Below are 15,336 nucleotides of genomic sequence, written 5' to 3'. Positions count from 1 at the left end.
CCCATCACCGGGCCTCCCGCAGCCCGGATGATCCCCGGCTACTTCACGAACAGCTGCGACCGGTCCTTGAACGCCTTGAACTCCAGCGCGTTGCCCGCGGGGTCGAGCAGGAACATGGTCCACTGCTCGCCGGGCTCGCCCGCGAACCGCAGGTACGGCTCGATGACGAACGTCGTGCCGGCGGCGCGCAGGCGCTCGGCCATGTCCTGGAACCGCTCCACGGTGAGCACCAGCCCGAAGTGCGGGACCGGCACCCGGTGGCCGTCCACGTCGCTGTGCCCGACGGGGCCCGAGCCGGGCGCCCGGTGGGTGACGAACTGGTGCCCGTCGAGGTCCCAGTCCACCCAGTGTTCGTCGGAGCGGCCCTCGGCCAGGCCGAGCACACCGCCGTAGAACTCGCGGGCACGGCCGATGTCGTCGACGGGCACGGCCAGATGGAAGGGGGACAGCTCGGTCACGCTCGCTCCTCTGTCAGGGTCACTCCTCGTTCACTGTGCCAGGACGACCGGCCGCCCGGAGCACCGTGCACATCTCCTGGCCACCGTGCACACGTCCTGACGTAGGCACGGTGGCCACCACGTGTGCGCGCCGGATTCCGGGTATGCCCGTCCGACCGCCGCCCGAGGGAGACCGTCCGACATGCTGCTGCCGAACCACCGCGTCGAGATCGTGCAGTACTGCCGCCGCATGCAGGCCGACGGCCTGACGGTGGGCACGTCGGGCAACATCTCGGTGCGCTCGGGCGACCACATCGCGATCACGCCCACCGGTGTGGCCTACGAGAACCTGACGGCCGCGTCGATCTGCGTGGTCGACCTGGAGGGACGCCCGGTGGAGGAGGGGCTGATGCCCTCGTCCGAGGTCCCGATGCACACCAGCGTCTACGCGCAGACGGACGCCCTCGCCGTCGTGCACACCCATCCGCTCTACGCCACCGCGCTCTCCACGCTGGTGGACGAGCTGCCCGCCGTGCACTACATGGTGGCGCTGCTCGGCGGCCCGGTGCGGGTGGCGCCCTACGCGACCTACGGCAGCGTCGAGCTCGCGGACAACAGCGTGCGCGCGATGGAGGGCCGGTTCGGCGTGATCCTGCAGAACCACGGCGCCACCACCTACGGCGACAGCCTCGCCGCGGCCTACACCCGCAGCATCTACCTGGAGTGGCTCTGCCGCCTCTACCACCAGGCGCGCCTGCTCGGGGAGCCCCACATCCTGCCGCCCGAGGAGATCGAGCGGGTGGGCCGGATGCTCGGCAGCTACGGACCGGCAGCGGGACCCCCACCGGCGGTGCCCCGCCCCCGCGGTGAGGCGGCCGACGACCCAGCGGGGCACCGTTAGCCCGTTCTCAGCCGAGTCCCGGCTGCAGCAGCGTCTTCACCATCCCGTCCTTCTTCGCCTGGAACATCGCGTACGCCTCGGGTGCGGCGTCCAGCGGCAGCCGGTGGGTGGCGAAGTCCTCGACGCCGAGCGGGTCGCCGTCGGTCAGCAACGGGAGGATCTCGGGCACCCAGCGGTGGACGTTGGCCTGGCCCATCCGCAGCTGGATCTGCTTGTCGAAGATCGTGAGCATCGGCAGCGGGTCGGCCATCCCGCCGTACACGCCGCTGATCGAGATCGTGCCCCCGCGGCGCACCAGGTCGACCGCCGAGTGGAGCGCGCTCAGCCGGTCGGTGCCTGCCGTCTCCATCAGCTTCGCCGCCACGGCATCCGGCAGCAGGCCCGTGAGCTGGTGGGCGAGCTTCCCGACCGGCGAGCCGTGCGCCTCCATCCCGACGGCCTCCACCACCGCGTCCGCGCCGCGCCCGCCGGTCAGCTCGCGGACGTAGTCGCCGAGGTGCTGGCCGTGGCCGGTGAGGTCCAGCGTCGTGACGCCCCGGGCCCTTGCCCGTTCCAGGCGCTCCGGGACGAGGTCGACGCCGATCACCTTCCCGACGCCGCGGTGGAGCGCGATCCGGGCCGCCATGTCGCCGATCGGCCCGAGCCCCAGCACCACCAGCGACCCACCCGGCGGCACCGCCGCGTACTCGACGGCCTGCCACGCCGTGGGCAGCACGTCGGAGAGGTAGACGAACCGGTCGTCCGGCGGCCCGTCGGGAACCGTGATCGGCAGCGTGTTGCCGAACGGGACCCGCAGGTACTCGGCCTGGCCGCCGGGCACCTGGCCGTACAGCTTCGTGTAGCCGAACAGGGAGCCGCCCTTGCCGTGCTCCCGGACCTGGGTGGTCTCGCACTGCGAGTGCAGGCCGTTGCCGCACATGAAGCACGTGCCGCAGGAGACGTTGAACGGGATCACGACCCGGTCGCCCGGACGCACCGCGGTGACCTCGGCTCCCACCTCCTCGACCACACCCATCGGTTCGTGACCGAGGATGTCGCCCTCGTCGAGGAACGGCCCGAGCACCTCGTACAGATGCAGGTCGGATCCGCAGATCCCCGTGGAGGTGATCTTCACGATCACGTCGGTCGGGTCCGTGATCGTCGGGTCGGGCACGGTGTCGACCCGGATGTCGCGCTTGCCGTGCCAGGTGACCGCTCGCATGGAGCCTCCTCGTCGTGCGCGTGATCGTCCGGTCCAGGCGTTCCCGTCTCCACGTCCGGGAAACCAGGGATAGTCCGGATCTCACGGGGTAGCCGATCGCCATGACCACTTCCGAGACCAGCCCCCTCGCCGTCGTCACCGGCGCGTCGAGCGGAATCGGCCGTGAGCTGGCGAAGCAGTTCGCCGAGAACGGCTTCGACCTCCTCGTCACCGCCGAGGACACCCGCATCGACGAGGCTGCCGCGCAGCTGCGCGCCACCGGCGCCGACGTCCGGGCGGTGCGCGCCGACCTACGCACCGCCGACGGGGTCGAGGAGCTCTACCGGGCGATCACCGCCACCGGACGCCCCGTGGACGCCGCGGCCCTGAACGCGGGTGTCGGGCAGGGCGGCGCGTTCCTCGACACCGACCTGGCCGACGAGCTCGACATCATCGACCTGAACATCACCTCGACGGTGCGTCTCGCCAAGCGCCTGCTCCGGGACATGGCCGTGCGGGACGAGGGACGGATCCTCATCACCTCTTCGATCGCCTCGACGATGCCGGGGTCGTTCCAGGCCGTCTACAACGCGTCGAAGTCCTTCCTGCAGTCGTTCGCGGAGGCACTGCAGAACGAGCTGAAGGACACCGGTATCACCATCACCTCACTGATGCCGGGCCCGACCGAGACCGACTTCTTCCACCGCGCCGACATGGACGACACGAAGGTGGGCGCCTCGTCGAAGGACGACCCCGCCCAGGTGGCCGAGCAGGGCTTCCGGGCGCTGATGAAGGGCGAGGCGAAGATCGTCGCCGGGTCGGTGGGCACGAAGGCCCAGGGCGTCGCCGGCAAGGTGCTGCCCGACAAGCTCAAGGCCGTCGCGCACCGGCAGATGGCCGAGCCCGGGTCGGCGGACCGGTAGCAGCGCCACGTCCTGGTAACCGCCGCGCCAGGTCCCCGCACGGCAGCCGGACCGTGTGACGCGCGCACGGAAGCGGGCGACTCTCCGGAGGTGCACCGCTCCGCTGTCGGACGAGGAACGTCGAGGTGACCGTCGAGCCGGTCTCCAGGCCGCGGAACGGGGTGTGCTGCCGGATGGACTCGGAGTCAGCGCTGTGGGCCTCCAGCCCGGACAGGTCACCGGCCTGCTCGACCATCCGCGTGTAGGCGGTCATGATCTCGGCGGTCTCACGGTGCAATTACAGCGAGATCTGGTCGGTGACTAGCCGACGCCGGTCGACGCCGCCTCACCCGGTGACACGAAGGCCGCGGCATCGAGGATGAGCTGCGCAACCACATCGGGGCAGGAGACTTCGACGTCGTGTGAGGCGCCGGGAAGCTCGATCGCCTGCTGGGCGTTCGCGCGCTCGGCCATCATGCGGTGGACGGTCGGCGGGATGCTCCGGTCCTCGGAGCCCCAGATGAAGAACGAGGGGATCGCCTTCCAGGCGGGCCTCCCGGAGGGCCCCTCGATCGCCGCCTGCGTGAGCGGGCGCTGGGCTGCCGCGGCCAGTTCCGCCTCGGCCGCCGGGGCGTCGGCCATGAACTGCGCGTGGAACCGGTCCTGGGCGATGTACAGGTCCTTCCCGCCGTCCGGCAGGGGGAAGTGCACAAGCGTCTCGGGTAGCGTGCTGCCGCCGTGCTTGGTCGACAGGTCGGCGGCGCTCTCGCCCTCGTCGGGGGCGAAGGCCGCCACGTACACGAGCGCCCTCACCCGGTCGTTGCCGGCCGCCGCGTTCGTCACGACCATCCCGCCGTAGGAATGGGCCGCCAGCACGACCGGGCCCTCGATGCCGGCGAGGACGCTCTCCACGTACTCGGCGTCACCGTCGAGTGTGCGCAACGGGTTAGCGGCGGCGTGGACGTGGTGATCCGCGGCATGCAGCCGCGGTACCACCCCGTACCAGCTCGACGAGTCGGCGAACGCGCCGTGGACGAGGACGATGGTGGGCTTCGCCTCGGACATGGTTCGGCTCCTCGGTGCAGACTCCGTCGGAGGCCCGACGTTAGGCGACCGGGAATGCACTGACATCGGTCATCTGACTCCCTGGTCCGGCGAATTCCTATGCCGGACCCGACCCGCCCCTGCGGGCGCCGTCCTCGCCCTCCGACGACCGCGCACGGCTGGGCTGCACCCGCATCGGCTCGCCCGGCATCTTCGGGTACTCGGGCGGGTAGGGCATCTCCCCCAGCCCCCGGTCGCGCTCGTCGGCGGCGTACCAGTCCAGCGCGGTCTCGATCCCGCCGACGGCCTCGTCCATCCCGGCGTGGGGGTCGCCGCGTTCGGCGAGGAGGCCGGGGACGGTCCGCACGTCGAAGTCCTCCGGCTCGACGTCCGGCAGCGTCTCCCAGGTCAGCGGCATCGACACCGTGGCTCGTGGCCGCCCCCGCACCGACCACGCCGACGCGACCGTGCGGTCACGGGCGGCCTGGTTGAAGTCGAGGAACACGCGCTCCCCGCGCTCCTCCTTCCACCAGTCGACGGTGGCCTTCTCCGGCAGCCGCTCCGCCACCCGGCGGGCGATCGCGATCACGGCGTGGCGGACGTCGATGAAGTCCCACTCGGGCCGGATCCGGCAGAACACGTGCAGGCCACGCCCGCCCGAGGTCTTGGGCCAGCCGACGAGGCCTGCCTCGTCGAGCACCCCGTGCAGCACCGCCGCCACCTCCTTCGCGTCGGCGAAGCCGGTGCCCGGCTGGGGGTCGAGGTCGATGCGGAGCTCGTCGGGGTGGTCGGTGTCGGCGCGGCGCACGGGCCACGGGTGGAAGTCGAAGGTGCCCATGTTCGCCGCCCACAGCAGCACCGCGGGCTCGGTGGGGCACAGGGAGTCGGCGACGCGGCCGCTGGGGAACGTCACCCGCGCCGTCTCCACGTAGTCCGGGGCGCCCTTCGGGAGCCGCTTGGAGTAGAACGGCTCACCGTCGACGCCGTCGGGGTAGCGCTTGAGGTTGGTGGGGCGCTCGCGCAGCACCCCCAGCAGTGGTTCGGCCACGGCGCGGTAGTACTCCACCACCTCGCCCTTGGTGATCCCCCGCTCCGGGAAGTACACCCTGTCCGCGCTGGTCAGCCGCACCTCTCGGGAGCCGTTCGGCCCGGGGACGGTGAGCAGCACCGCGCTCTTGCTCGCCACGCTGGCGCACGCTACCGGCTACCCTCGGCGGATGCCCGAACTTCACGAGCCGGACCGCTCGACCCGGTCACGGCAGTTCGACGGCGAGCTGGTCGGTATGGACCCCGACGACCCCGAGGCCCAGGCGTTCGCCGCCCACCTCGACCGCATGCAGAACAACCGGCCCGCGTTCACGGTGGAGGGCTATCTCCACGGCGTGAGCGACTTCGCCGACTGCGCCAACCGCGCCGAGGGCGAGCGGCGCTGGGCCGCGGTGCTGGTGGTGCTGCTGCTGCTCGCCGTGGCGGCGCACCTGGTGTGGGACGTACTGACGTTCGTGCTGGTCACCTGGCTGTAGAACCGCCGTAATGACCCCGTCATGAGTGGATCTGCACGGTGGCGGGATCCGGACATACTCTGGAACGCATGGATCCCGTCCACGCTGACCACCAGCTCACCGAGCCCGAGCCGAAGGTCGTCAAGTCCGACGCCGAGTGGCGCGAGCAGCTCACCCCCGCCGAGTACCAGGTGCTGCGCAAGGCGGGCACCGAGCGCGCGTTCACCGGGGAGTACACCGACACGAAGACCTCGGGCGTCTACTCCTGCCGCGCCTGCGGGGCCGAGCTGTTCCGCTCCGACACCAAGTTCGAGTCGCACTGCGGGTGGCCGTCCTTCTTCACCCCGCTGGCGGGCGACGCCGTCATCGAGCGCACCGACGTCAGCCTGGGCATGAAGCGCGTCGAGGTGGTCTGCGCCACCTGCCACAGCCACCTCGGGCACGTCTTCGAGGGCGAGGGCTACGGCACGCCCACCGACCTGCGCTACTGCATCAACTCGATCTCGCTGCGCCTGGAACCCGACGCCCGATAATCCGCCGGCCTCTGGCTTCCGGCGCGCGCGACCGGTAGGGATGATGATCGACCCCGTCGACGTCGCCGGAGGTTCTCGATGCCGCGTCCCCGTCCGCTGCTGATCCTGCTGGCCGGCCTCATCGGGTGCAGTGCCTCGACGGGAGCGGCAGCGCCGGCCGAACCGCCGGACGAGAGCCGGGCCCGGCCCGGCTACACCATCGTGCTCCCCGAGCTCGCCCCGCTTCCGGCGGGCGGCGGCGAGACCAGGGTGCTCACCGGCGTCCACCGGAACGCGGGGTACGCCGTCGAGGTGCCGCCGCAGTGGAACGGCGACCTCGTGCTGTGGGCGCACGGCTTCCGCGGCAACGGCCCCGAGCTCACCGTCGACGCGCCGCCGTACGGGCTGCGCGAGCGGTTCGTCGCCCAGGGGTACGCGTGGGCGTCGTCGTCGTACGACCGCAACGGCTACGACATCGCCTCCGGCGTGCGCTCCACCGCGGAGCTGGCAGCCGAGTTCGGCGAGCTGGTGGGTGTCCCGGAGCGGACGTACCTCGCGGGCGTCTCGATGGGCGGGCACGTCGTCGCGCGGGCACTGGAGGAGAGCCCGGGCGCCTACGACGGCGCGCTGCCGATGTGCGGCGTGCTCGGCGACCACGAGCTGTTCGACTACTTCCTCGACTTCCAGCTCGCGGCAGGTGCGCTCGCCGGGGTGCCGGCGTACCCGGCGGGTCCGGACTACGCCACCGCCGTGCTCCCGAAGATCTACGCGGGCCTGGGGCTCGCGCCGGGCAACCCGGCCGTCGGCACGCCGGCGGCCGAGCAGCTGCGCGCGGCCACCGTCCTCGACTCCGGCGGCCCGCGGCCCGGCGCCGACGCCGCGTTCGGCTACTGGAAGGACTTCCTGTTCGACCTCGGGGTGCCGGACACGGCCGATTCGCCCGTCGACGGGGTGGCCGCCGACCCCGGGCTCGTGGCGGGCAACGAGGGCACCGACTACGCGCCGGACGAGCCCGTCGACCTCGACGCCGCCGTGCAGCGCGTTCCGGTGGCCGACGCGCGCACCCGCGAGTCCGACGACCTCACCCCCGTCGCGCAGGTGGCCGGCACACCCGACGTGCCGGTGCTGTCGCTGCACGGTCTCGGCGACCTGTTCGTGCCGTTCTCGATGGAACAGGTCTACGCGGCCGAGGTGGCCGACGCGGGCCGTTCCGAGCTCCTCGTGCAGCGGGCCGTCCGGGCCACCGGCCACTGCGAGTTCTCCCCCGCGGAGGCCGGTCAGGCCTGGGACGACCTGGTGACGTGGGTGACCGACGGCACTCGGCCCGGCGGGGACGACGTGACCGACCGCGCGGCAGTGGCGGACCCCGCCTTCGGCTGCCGCTTCTCCGACCCGGCCGCGTACGCCGCCGCGGGCGCGCCGTCGGAGAACGACACGCGCCGCCTTTTCGAGCCGTGCCCCTGACCGGGCCCGGTAGATCAGCGCGGTCGATCAGGGGAAGGTGGCGACGAGCTCGCCCGGCTGCACCCGCGGCCCGGTGAAGAAGGGCACTTCCTCGCGGACGTGCCGGCGGGCCTCGGTGGCGCGCAGGTGCCGCATGAGGTCGACGATCCGGTCGAGCTCGTCGGCCTCGAAGGCGAGGATCCACTCGTAGTCGCCGAGCGCGAACGCGGGCACGGTGTTGGCCCGCACATCCGGGTAGCCGCGAGCCTGCATGCCGTGGTCGGCGAGCATCTGGCGGCGCTCGTCGTCGGGCAGCAGGTACCACTCGAGCGAGCGCACGAACGGGTAGACGCAGACGTAGCGCTTCGGGTCCTCCCCCGCGATGAACGCGGGGAGGTGGCTCTTGTTGAACTCCGCCGGGCGGTGCAGCGCCACCTGGCTCCAGACCGGCGCGGTGGCGCGGCCGAGCGCGGTGGTGCGGCGCAGGTCGGCGTAGGCGGCCTGGAGCGCCTCGATGTTGTCGGCGTGCCACCAGATCATGAAGTCGGCGTCGGCGCGCAGCCCGGCGAGGTCGTATACACCGCGAACGACCACACCCTTGTCCGCGAGCGCGTCGAGGAACTGCGTGAACTGGCCGGCGGCCTCGGTACGGTCCTCGCCCAGCCGTCCCGGCTCCACGCGGAACACGGACCACATCGTGTAGCGGATGGTGCTGTTCAGCTCGTTGTAGTCGAGGCGGGCCATGCACCCATCCTGCCACGGGGGCCCGGCGCATCCGCCTCGCGCCGCTGTGTCGTCAGATGCGCCACGAGCCGCTCGGCGGCCGCGCGCGCCGTGGCGACACAGGCCGGCACCCCGACGCCGTGCAGGGCCGAACCGGCCACGGCGAGCCCCGCCGGGAGCCCGTCCTCGATGGTCCGCACGCGGTCGAGGTGGCCCACCCCGTACTGTGGCAGGCCGCCTCCCCAGCGCTGGACGTGGGCCGCGACGGGCTCGGCGGTGATGCCGGTGAGCGCCGCGAGGTCGGCCCGGGCGCGGTGGACGAGCCCGGCGTCGTCGATCTGCAGGGTGGCGGCCTCCCCGAAGCGGCCGAGGCTGGCCCGCAGCCGGACCAGACCGTCGGGCGACAGGTGGGCCCACTTGTTCGTCGAGTGTGTGAAGGCCTTCACCGACAGCGGCTCCCCCGTGGCGACCAGCGCACCGGAGGTGGGCGGCAGGACGGCGGCATCGGTGGGGCGGTAGGCGAGGGCGACGACGACCGAGGAGGCCAGCTCGATCTCGGCGGCGGCCCGGGACGCCACCGGCGCCACCGCGGCGAGCAGCCGGGCCGCAGCGGGGGCGGGGACCGCGAGCACCACGGCGTCCACGTCGAGCGTCTCGGGTGCGGTGGTGGGGCCGAGCACGAGCCGCCAGCCGGTCTCGCGGCGCTGCAGATCGCGGACGGTGGTGCCGAGCCGGACATCGGCAGCGGCGGCGTCGGACAGGGCGTCGAGGAGCGTGCGGTAGCCGCCGGTCAGCGCGCCGAACACCGGGGTGGGACGCGCGGGCGCCCCCTCGAACGACGGCTGCGCCTTCGGAGGCGGGACGGTGGCCGCGTCGGCCGCCGCCGTGAGCGACGGAGCCCCCGCGTCGAGGGCCGCGGCGAGAGCGGGGATCGTGGGCCGCAGGCCCAGCGTGTCGACCCGCCCCGCGTAGACCCCGCCCAGCAGCGGGTCGGCGAGCCGGTCGGCGATCTCGTCGCCGAACCGTTCCCGCAGCAGGCCGCCCAGCGCCGTGTCCGCCCCGGGCTCCCAGCGCAGCGGCCGGGCCGGCTCGGCCGCGACGGTGGCCAGTCCCGGTGCGGAGAGCAGGCCGTCCAGCCGCGCGGCGCTCGTCGGCACCCCGAGCAGGGTGGCGCCGGGTAGCGCGGTGGTGCGCCCGTTCACGCGCAGCGAGGCCGTGGCCCCCGTGGGGTGCACCTGCGCGCCGGAGAGACCGAGCTCGCCCAGCAGCAGCGGCAGCTCCGGGCGTCGGGCCAGGAACGCCTCCGCGCCGACGTCGAAGGGCACGCCCGCCAGGTCGACGGTGTGCAGCACACCACCGACGCGGTCGCGCTGCTCGAGGACGGTGATCGTGGCGGCGGGGCCGAGGCGAGCCCGCAGCCGGTGCGCCGCCGCAAGCCCCGAGACGCCGCCTCCGACGACGGCGACATGCGGGGCGGGCTGCGCGGGCACAGGTCGAACGGTCACGGCCGCAGGCTGTGCACCAGCTCGACGAGCCGGGTGAGGACGTCCGGATCGGTCTCGGGGAGCACCCCGTGGCCGAGGTTGAACACGTGCCCGGGGGTACGGCGGCCCTCGTCGACGATCCGGCGCGCCTCGGCCTCGATCGACTCGCGGTCGGCGAAGAGGACGGCCGGGTCGAGGTTGCCCTGGACCGGATGCGTGCCACCGGCCCGGCGGGCCGCGACGTCGAGCGGGATCCGCCAGTCGACGCCCACGACGTCGGCCCCGGCCTCGGCCATGGCGCCCAGCAGCTCGCCCGTGCCGACGCCGAAGTGGATCCGCGGCACGCCGGTGTCGGCGAGCCCCTCGAGCACGCGGGTGGAGTGCGGCAGGACGTAGGTGCGGTAGTCGCGCTCCGAGAGCGCACCGGCCCACGAGTCGAACAGCTGGACGACGTCGACGCCCGCGTCGATCTGGGCGCGCAGGAACACCGAGCACGACTCGGCGAGGCGGGCCATCAGCGCGTGCCAGACCTCGGGCGCGGACCGCATGAGGGCCTTGGTGCGCTCGTGGTTGCGGCTGGGGCCGCCCTCCACGAGGTAGGAGGCGAGGGTGAAGGGGGCGCCCGCGAAGCCGATGAGGGGGGTGTCGCCCAGCTCACGCAGCAGCAGGCCGATCGCCTCGGCCACCGGGGCGGCCTGCTCCGCGTGCAGCGTCGGGATGCGCTCGACGTCGGCCATCGTGCGCACGGGGCGCGCGACCACCGGACCGGTGCCCGCAACGATGTCGACCGACACACCCGCGATGTAGAGCGGCACGACGATGTCGCTGAACAGGACAGCGGCATCGACGCCGTGGCGGCGCACCGGCTGGAGCGTGATCTCGCACGCCAGATCCGGCGTCAGGCAGGACTGCAGCATCCCCGTGCCGGCGCGCAGCGCGCGGTACTCGGGCAGCGAGCGCCCGGCCTGCCGCATGAACCACACCGGGATGTGCGACGGCGTCTCTCCTCGCATCGCCGCGAGCAGCGGCGCGGCACGCAGGTCCCGCCGCCCGGTACGCGAGAACCCGCTCGCGGAGTCGAGCTTCATGACCTCATCGTCGCACGCCCCCCGAATGGATCACCCGACCGTGCACGGTCGGGCGTGCGATCACGCGGCGCGCCTCGTCACCCGAACACGGAGAGCGACCTAGAGTCAGCACTCGTGCCCGCAACGACCACGCCACCGCCAGAGTTCCTGGAGGCGGTCGCCTCGCTGCGCGCCATCCGGCCGAGACCGGAGCTGATCGTGGCCGCGCTCGATGCACCGCCCCGGCTCGCCCCCTACACGTGGGCCTTCAGCGTCGAGGCCGACGCCGGCCGCAGCCCGGGGGAGGAACTGGACGAACCGGACACCTCGGGCAGGTTGATCCTTCTGCACGATCCCGCAGGCCAGGACGCCTGGGAGGGCACCTTCCGGCTGGTCTGCTTCGTGCAGGCCCGCCTCGATCCGGAGCAGCTCGGCGACGAGATGCTGCCGGTGGTCGGATGGTCGTGGCTGACGGAGGCCCTCGAGGCGCGCCACGCCGAGTACGTGGCGCTCGGCGGCACCGTCACGCAGACCTCGTCGGTGCGTTTCGGCGACATCGCCGGCCCCCGCCGCGACGACGACGTGGAGCTCCGCGCGTCCTGGACTCCTACCGGTCCGGATCTGTCCCGTCACGCAGAGGCATTCTGCGCTCTGATCGCGTCGGCGGCCGGCTTACCTCCGGTCGGGGTACTTCCACTTGCCCACCGAACGGTCTGATTCGGCTGCTACCTGCGACTTCGATGCCTCGGGTGATCCCTTCCGTCACCCGGTCGGGTGGATGGATATCGACAACGCTGTAACTTTCACCCGGAGAACTTCGAACCACCACACGACGTTAGACCGCTTGGGGGGCTACGCTTCCTCCACGACACCTCCTCGGGCGGTCGGGCGACAGCTTCATCGACCGGGGGTCTGGTGCCGGTCGGGGGGCAACGACCGACTCCAGGGAGGTAGTGACGTGGCCGTTGTGGGCCAGGGCGCACCAGTTCGCGGCACTCCAGGTGCTGTGCTGTCGCCCGCGATGGTCCCGCATCCGCGGGAAGAGCTGTTCTCGGTGCTGGTGGTCGACGACCACCCACTTCTTCGCGAGGCGATCGCCGCGCGGCTGCGTTCCATGGGCGCAGGCACGGTGTACGAAGCCGCTTCGGTGGCCGAGGCCCGGGCCCGGGCGCATGCCAACGGGCCGTGCGATCTCGCGATCCTCGATCTCGGGCTGCCCGACGGCAGCGGGCTGGACCTGGTGACCGAACTCCGGTCGCTGGGCTGGAACCGGCTCGTCGTACTGGCGTCATCGGACGACCCGTACGCGGTGCGCTCGGCGTTCCAGGCCGGTGCGCAGGCCTACCTGCTGAAGTCGGCCTCTGCGGCGATCGTCACCGACGGGGTCAAGCGCGTGCTGGACGGCGGGGTGTACGCCGATCCCACGGTGGCCCCGCTGCTCGCCACGGGCACCCGCGTGCCGGGCACCGACAACACACCGCGCGAGCTCTCCGCCCGTGAGGTGGAGGTGTTGCAACTGGTGGCCGACGGGCAGTCCAACAAGGAGATCGGTGAGGCGCTGAGCCTCTCGGCGCTCACGGTGAAGAGCCACCTCTCCCGGATCGGGCGCAAGCTCGGCACGGGCGACCGAGCTCAGATGGTCGCGTTGGCGATGCGGGCCGGGGTCATCCGCTGACCGCAGATCCGCAGCACGAAGAAGAGCAGGCCGTTCGGCCGGACGCTCCGGCAGCCGTACCGCTGCTGGCGCCCCGGGACGGGCTGACGCGCGTCGTCGGCGACCGGGCCGCGCTGATGCGCACCGCGGAGGCTTTCGCCGCGGGCAGCGGCCCGATCGCTGTCGACGCCGAACGGGCCTCCGGCTTCCGGTACTCGCAGCGCGCGTACCTCGTACAACTACGGCGCGCCGGTGCGGGTACGGCCCTGATCGACCCGATTCCGCTGCGCAGTGACCTGTCCGAGCTCGCGCCGGCGCTGCGCGGGCCGGAGTGGGTGCTGCACGCGGCCAACCAGGACCTGCCGTGCCTCGCCGAGACGGGCCTCACCCCGTCCTCGCTCTTCGACACGGAGCTGGCCGGCCGGCTGGCCGGGCTCCCCCGCGTCGGCCTCGGCCCCCTGGTCGAGCAGATGCTGGGCCTCAGCCTGGAGAAGGGCCACGGCGCCGCCGACTGGTCCCGCCGTCCGCTGCCCGAGGACTGGCTCGTCTACGCCGCGCTCGACGTCGAGGTGCTGGTCGAGCTGCGTGACGTGCTCGCCGGGCTGCTCGCCGAGCAGGGCAAGCTGGACTGGGCCATGCAGGAGTTCGAGGCCGTACGCACGGCCGGGCCGCCCCAGCCCCGTGCCGAACCGTGGCGGCGCACCTCGGGCCTGCACAAGCTGCGCAAGCCCCGCGCCCTCGCGGTCGTCCGCGCCCTGTGGGAGGCGCGCGACCGGCTCGCCGCCGAACGCGACATCGCCCCGGGCCGGGTCCTGCCCGACTCCGCGATCATCGAGGCTGCCGCAGGCGCGCCGGCCAGTCCGGGCGACCTGGCGGCGCTCCCGGTGTTCCGGGGCCGGGCCCAGCGGCGCCTCACCTCCTACTGGTTCGCCGCGCTGCAGCAGGCCACCCAGCTCGACGCCGCGGCGCTGCCCGCGGTCACACCGCCCGCCGACGGGCCGCCTCCGGTCGGACGCTGGGCCGACCGCGACCCCGACGCCGCCGCCCGCCTCACCGCGGCCCGCGCCGCCGTCGTCGCCGTCGGCCTGGAATGGTCGGTGCCGGTGGAGAACCTCCTGCAGCCCGACCTGCTCCGCCGCCTGTGCTGGTCCCCGCCCCCCGACGGCGACGTGGCCGCGGCGCTGCGCGCCGGGGGCGCCCGGCCGTGGCAGATCGAGCTGCTGACCCCTCACCTGGAGACGGCGCTACAGGCCCACAGCTGATCAACCGGCCGGCAGCCGCACCGTCACCGCCAGGCCCCCGCCGGGCACCGGCTCGGCGCGCACCAGCCCACCGTGGGCCTGCACCACGGCACGCACGATCGAGAGCCCCAGCCCGGAACCGGGGGTGTCGCCGGTGCGCTCCACCGGACCCCGGCGGAACGGCTCGAACAGCTCGGGCACCCGGTCCGCCGGGATCACCGGCCCGCTGGAGGCGACCTGCAGCTCGGCGCAGCCATCCCGCATCCCGGTGCAGACGTCCACCCAGCCGCCCGCCACGTTGTGCCGCACCGCGTTCTCCAGCAGGTTCCCGGCCACGCGCTCGAGCAGCACCGGGTCGCCCCGCGACGGCGCGGGCGCGGTCCGGACCTGCACCCGCAGCCCCCGCCGGGCCGCGTCCGCGCGGACGCCTGCCAGTGCGGGTGCGAGGAGCTCGGCGAGGTCGACGGGCCGCACCTCCGCCAGCTCGGCCCCCTCGGTGCGGGCCAGCAGCAACAGCCCCGCGATGAGGTCGTCGGCGCGCCGGGTGGCGTCCCGCACGACCGTGGCCATCCGGCGGAGCTCGGCGACGTCGGCCGCGGGGTCGGCCAGCGTGACGTCCACCTCGGTGCGCAGCACCGCCAGCGGGGTGCGCAGCTCGTGGCTCGCGTTGGCCACGAACCGCCGCTGCGCGTCGAACGCCGCCTGCAGCCGGTCCAGCATCGCGTCGAAGCCCGCGGCGAGCTCGGCGACCTCGCCGCGGGCGTCCCGCAGCCCGGTGCGGGTGTCGAGCGACTCGACGGTCAGCCGCCGGGCCGTGGCCGTCACCGCGTACAGCGGGCCCAGCACCCGGCCGACCAGCACCCAGGACACCACCGCCGCGGCGACGACGAGGAGCGGGAAGGCGATCAGCCCGGCCCGCAGCACGTCGGCCCGAGCGGCGGCACCGACAGCGTCCTGGAGCTGCTCGGCGGGCACGGCCACGTCCCCCACCCGCACCGTGGTGCCGGGGGGCAGCGAGGGGACGGCCCGGGCCACGCCACCGACGAGCAGCCAGCCCAACCACAGCAGCAGCGCACTCACCAGTGCCACGACGGCCGTGCTGACGAGGGTCAGCCGGGGGCGCAGCCCGACGCCCCGGCCCCCGAGCCGCGTCCCGCTGTTCTCCTGGGCCGGGACGGCCGGTGGCGGCGCCCCGGGCTCCCCCGGCCCCCTGTCGGGCCGTGTGGAGCCCCGCGCGGGCTCGGGA

16 protein-coding genes are annotated in these 15,336 nt (G+C 73.4%); 8 read left to right on the top strand and 8 right to left on the bottom strand.

From position 1 onward, the window contains the following. Positions 1 to 38: 38 nt before the first annotated feature. Positions 39 to 458, bottom strand: coding sequence for a VOC family protein (locus ACQPZA_RS11250; RefSeq protein WP_169397128.1), 420 nt, complete (start codon positions 456 to 458; stop codon positions 39 to 41). 181 nt (positions 459 to 639) lie between these two features. Between ACQPZA_RS11250 and ACQPZA_RS11245 the strand changes: the two genes are divergently transcribed. Next, the gene (locus tag ACQPZA_RS11245) at positions 640 to 1,338 is read left to right on the top strand and encodes a class II aldolase/adducin family protein (RefSeq protein WP_433280287.1); all 699 of its coding nucleotides are present in this window, start codon (positions 640 to 642) and stop codon (positions 1,336 to 1,338) included. A gap of 7 nt (positions 1,339 to 1,345) precedes the next feature. On the opposite strand, the gene ACQPZA_RS11240 is transcribed toward ACQPZA_RS11245, so the two are convergent. Next, positions 1,346 to 2,539, bottom strand: a complete 1,194-nt coding sequence (locus tag ACQPZA_RS11240; RefSeq protein WP_433280285.1) for a zinc-dependent alcohol dehydrogenase — start codon at positions 2,537 to 2,539, stop codon at positions 1,346 to 1,348. A gap of 101 nt (positions 2,540 to 2,640) precedes the next feature. Here ACQPZA_RS11240 and ACQPZA_RS11235 point away from each other — a divergent pair, with 101 nt between their 5' ends. Continuing rightward, positions 2,641 to 3,441, top strand: coding sequence for an SDR family NAD(P)-dependent oxidoreductase (locus ACQPZA_RS11235; protein WP_433280283.1), 801 nt, complete (start codon positions 2,641 to 2,643; stop codon positions 3,439 to 3,441). A 300-nt stretch (positions 3,442 to 3,741) separates the two neighbouring features. On the opposite strand, the gene ACQPZA_RS11230 is transcribed toward ACQPZA_RS11235, so the two are convergent. Both ACQPZA_RS11230 and ligD read right to left on the bottom strand, forming a co-directional pair. Next, on the bottom strand, positions 3,742 to 4,485 hold the full coding sequence (locus ACQPZA_RS11230) for an alpha/beta fold hydrolase (protein WP_433280281.1): 744 nt from the start codon (positions 4,483 to 4,485) through the stop codon (positions 3,742 to 3,744). A 97-nt stretch (positions 4,486 to 4,582) separates the two neighbouring features. After that, on the bottom strand, positions 4,583 to 5,650 hold the full coding sequence (gene ligD / locus ACQPZA_RS11225; protein WP_433280279.1) for a non-homologous end-joining DNA ligase: 1,068 nt from the start codon (positions 5,648 to 5,650) through the stop codon (positions 4,583 to 4,585). Positions 5,651 to 5,681: 31 nt separating this feature from the next. Here ligD and ACQPZA_RS11220 point away from each other — a divergent pair, with 31 nt between their 5' ends. From ACQPZA_RS11220 to ACQPZA_RS11210, 3 genes are all read left to right on the top strand, one after another. Next, the gene (locus ACQPZA_RS11220) at positions 5,682 to 5,987 is read left to right on the top strand and encodes a hypothetical protein (protein ID WP_169397116.1); all 306 of its coding nucleotides are present in this window, start codon (positions 5,682 to 5,684) and stop codon (positions 5,985 to 5,987) included. 68 nt (positions 5,988 to 6,055) lie between these two features. Next, complete coding sequence (msrB, locus tag ACQPZA_RS11215) at positions 6,056 to 6,499, top strand: peptide-methionine (R)-S-oxide reductase MsrB (RefSeq protein ID WP_433280277.1); 444 nt, start codon at positions 6,056 to 6,058, stop codon at positions 6,497 to 6,499. A gap of 78 nt (positions 6,500 to 6,577) precedes the next feature. Further along, entirely contained in the window at positions 6,578 to 7,942 is a 1,365-nt protein-coding gene (locus ACQPZA_RS11210) for a hypothetical protein (RefSeq protein WP_433280275.1), read from the top strand. 27 nt (positions 7,943 to 7,969) lie between these two features. Here ACQPZA_RS11210 and hemQ read toward each other — a convergent pair whose 3' ends face one another. The 3 genes from hemQ to hemE are packed head-to-tail and all read right to left on the bottom strand — an operon-like array spanning position 7,970 to position 11,216. Next, the gene (gene hemQ / locus ACQPZA_RS11205) at positions 7,970 to 8,665 is read right to left on the bottom strand and encodes a hydrogen peroxide-dependent heme synthase (RefSeq protein ID WP_169397113.1); all 696 of its coding nucleotides are present in this window, start codon (positions 8,663 to 8,665) and stop codon (positions 7,970 to 7,972) included. Beyond that, positions 8,638 to 10,149 carry a protoporphyrinogen oxidase gene (gene hemG / locus ACQPZA_RS11200; protein ID WP_433280274.1) on the bottom strand — a complete coding sequence of 504 codons (1,512 nt, stop codon included), beginning with the start codon at positions 10,147 to 10,149 and terminating at the stop codon, positions 8,638 to 8,640. The genes hemQ and hemG overlap by 28 nt, the downstream gene beginning before the upstream one ends. Further along, positions 10,146 to 11,216, bottom strand: a complete 1,071-nt coding sequence (gene hemE / locus ACQPZA_RS11195) for a uroporphyrinogen decarboxylase (RefSeq protein ID WP_433280272.1) — start codon at positions 11,214 to 11,216, stop codon at positions 10,146 to 10,148. The genes hemG and hemE overlap by 4 nt, the downstream gene beginning before the upstream one ends. A gap of 114 nt (positions 11,217 to 11,330) precedes the next feature. Between hemE and ACQPZA_RS11190 the strand changes: the two genes are divergently transcribed. From ACQPZA_RS11190 to ACQPZA_RS11180, 3 genes are all read left to right on the top strand, one after another. After that, the gene (locus tag ACQPZA_RS11190) at positions 11,331 to 11,912 is read left to right on the top strand and encodes a DUF3000 domain-containing protein (protein ID WP_344015332.1); all 582 of its coding nucleotides are present in this window, start codon (positions 11,331 to 11,333) and stop codon (positions 11,910 to 11,912) included. Between the two features lie 304 nt (positions 11,913 to 12,216). Beyond that, positions 12,217 to 12,870 carry a LuxR C-terminal-related transcriptional regulator gene (locus tag ACQPZA_RS11185; protein ID WP_075949948.1) on the top strand — a complete coding sequence of 218 codons (654 nt, stop codon included), beginning with the start codon at positions 12,217 to 12,219 and terminating at the stop codon, positions 12,868 to 12,870. Positions 12,871 to 12,986: 116 nt separating this feature from the next. After that, on the top strand, positions 12,987 to 14,111 hold the full coding sequence (locus ACQPZA_RS11180; protein ID WP_433280270.1) for an HRDC domain-containing protein: 1,125 nt from the start codon (positions 12,987 to 12,989) through the stop codon (positions 14,109 to 14,111). Here ACQPZA_RS11180 and ACQPZA_RS11175 read toward each other — a convergent pair whose 3' ends face one another. Continuing rightward, positions 14,112 to 15,215 (bottom strand): sensor histidine kinase, encoded by a 1,104-nt coding sequence (locus ACQPZA_RS11175; RefSeq protein ID WP_169400262.1) that lies wholly within the window; start codon positions 15,213 to 15,215, stop codon positions 14,112 to 14,114. Positions 15,216 to 15,336 lie beyond the last annotated feature (121 nt).

It is taken from the genome of Pseudonocardia xinjiangensis (genome assembly GCF_050948425.1).
GTDB lineage: Bacteria > Actinomycetota > Actinomycetes > Mycobacteriales > Pseudonocardiaceae > Pseudonocardia > Pseudonocardia xinjiangensis.
This window is presented reverse-complemented; position numbering and strand designations above follow the sequence as displayed.

Coding starts and splice junctions, on each gene's coding strand:
- ACQPZA_RS11245 (WP_433280287.1), top strand. CDS start 640: ATGCTGCTGCCGAACCACCGCGTCGAGATCGTGCAGTACTGCCGCCGC.
- ACQPZA_RS11240 (WP_433280285.1), bottom strand. CDS start 2,539: ATGCGAGCGGTCACCTGGCACGGCAAGCGCGACATCCGGGTCGACACC.
- ACQPZA_RS11235 (WP_433280283.1), top strand. CDS start 2,641: ATGACCACTTCCGAGACCAGCCCCCTCGCCGTCGTCACCGGCGCGTCG.
- ACQPZA_RS11230 (WP_433280281.1), bottom strand. CDS start 4,485: ATGTCCGAGGCGAAGCCCACCATCGTCCTCGTCCACGGCGCGTTCGCC.
- ACQPZA_RS11220 (WP_169397116.1), top strand. CDS start 5,682: ATGCCCGAACTTCACGAGCCGGACCGCTCGACCCGGTCACGGCAGTTC.
- msrB (WP_433280277.1), top strand. CDS start 6,056: ATGGATCCCGTCCACGCTGACCACCAGCTCACCGAGCCCGAGCCGAAG.
- ACQPZA_RS11210 (WP_433280275.1), top strand. CDS start 6,578: ATGCCGCGTCCCCGTCCGCTGCTGATCCTGCTGGCCGGCCTCATCGGG.
- hemQ (WP_169397113.1), bottom strand. CDS start 8,665: ATGGCCCGCCTCGACTACAACGAGCTGAACAGCACCATCCGCTACACG.
- hemE (WP_433280272.1), bottom strand. CDS start 11,216: ATGAAGCTCGACTCCGCGAGCGGGTTCTCGCGTACCGGGCGGCGGGAC.
- ACQPZA_RS11185 (WP_075949948.1), top strand. CDS start 12,217: ATGGTCCCGCATCCGCGGGAAGAGCTGTTCTCGGTGCTGGTGGTCGAC.
- ACQPZA_RS11180 (WP_433280270.1), top strand. CDS start 12,987: ATGCGCACCGCGGAGGCTTTCGCCGCGGGCAGCGGCCCGATCGCTGTC.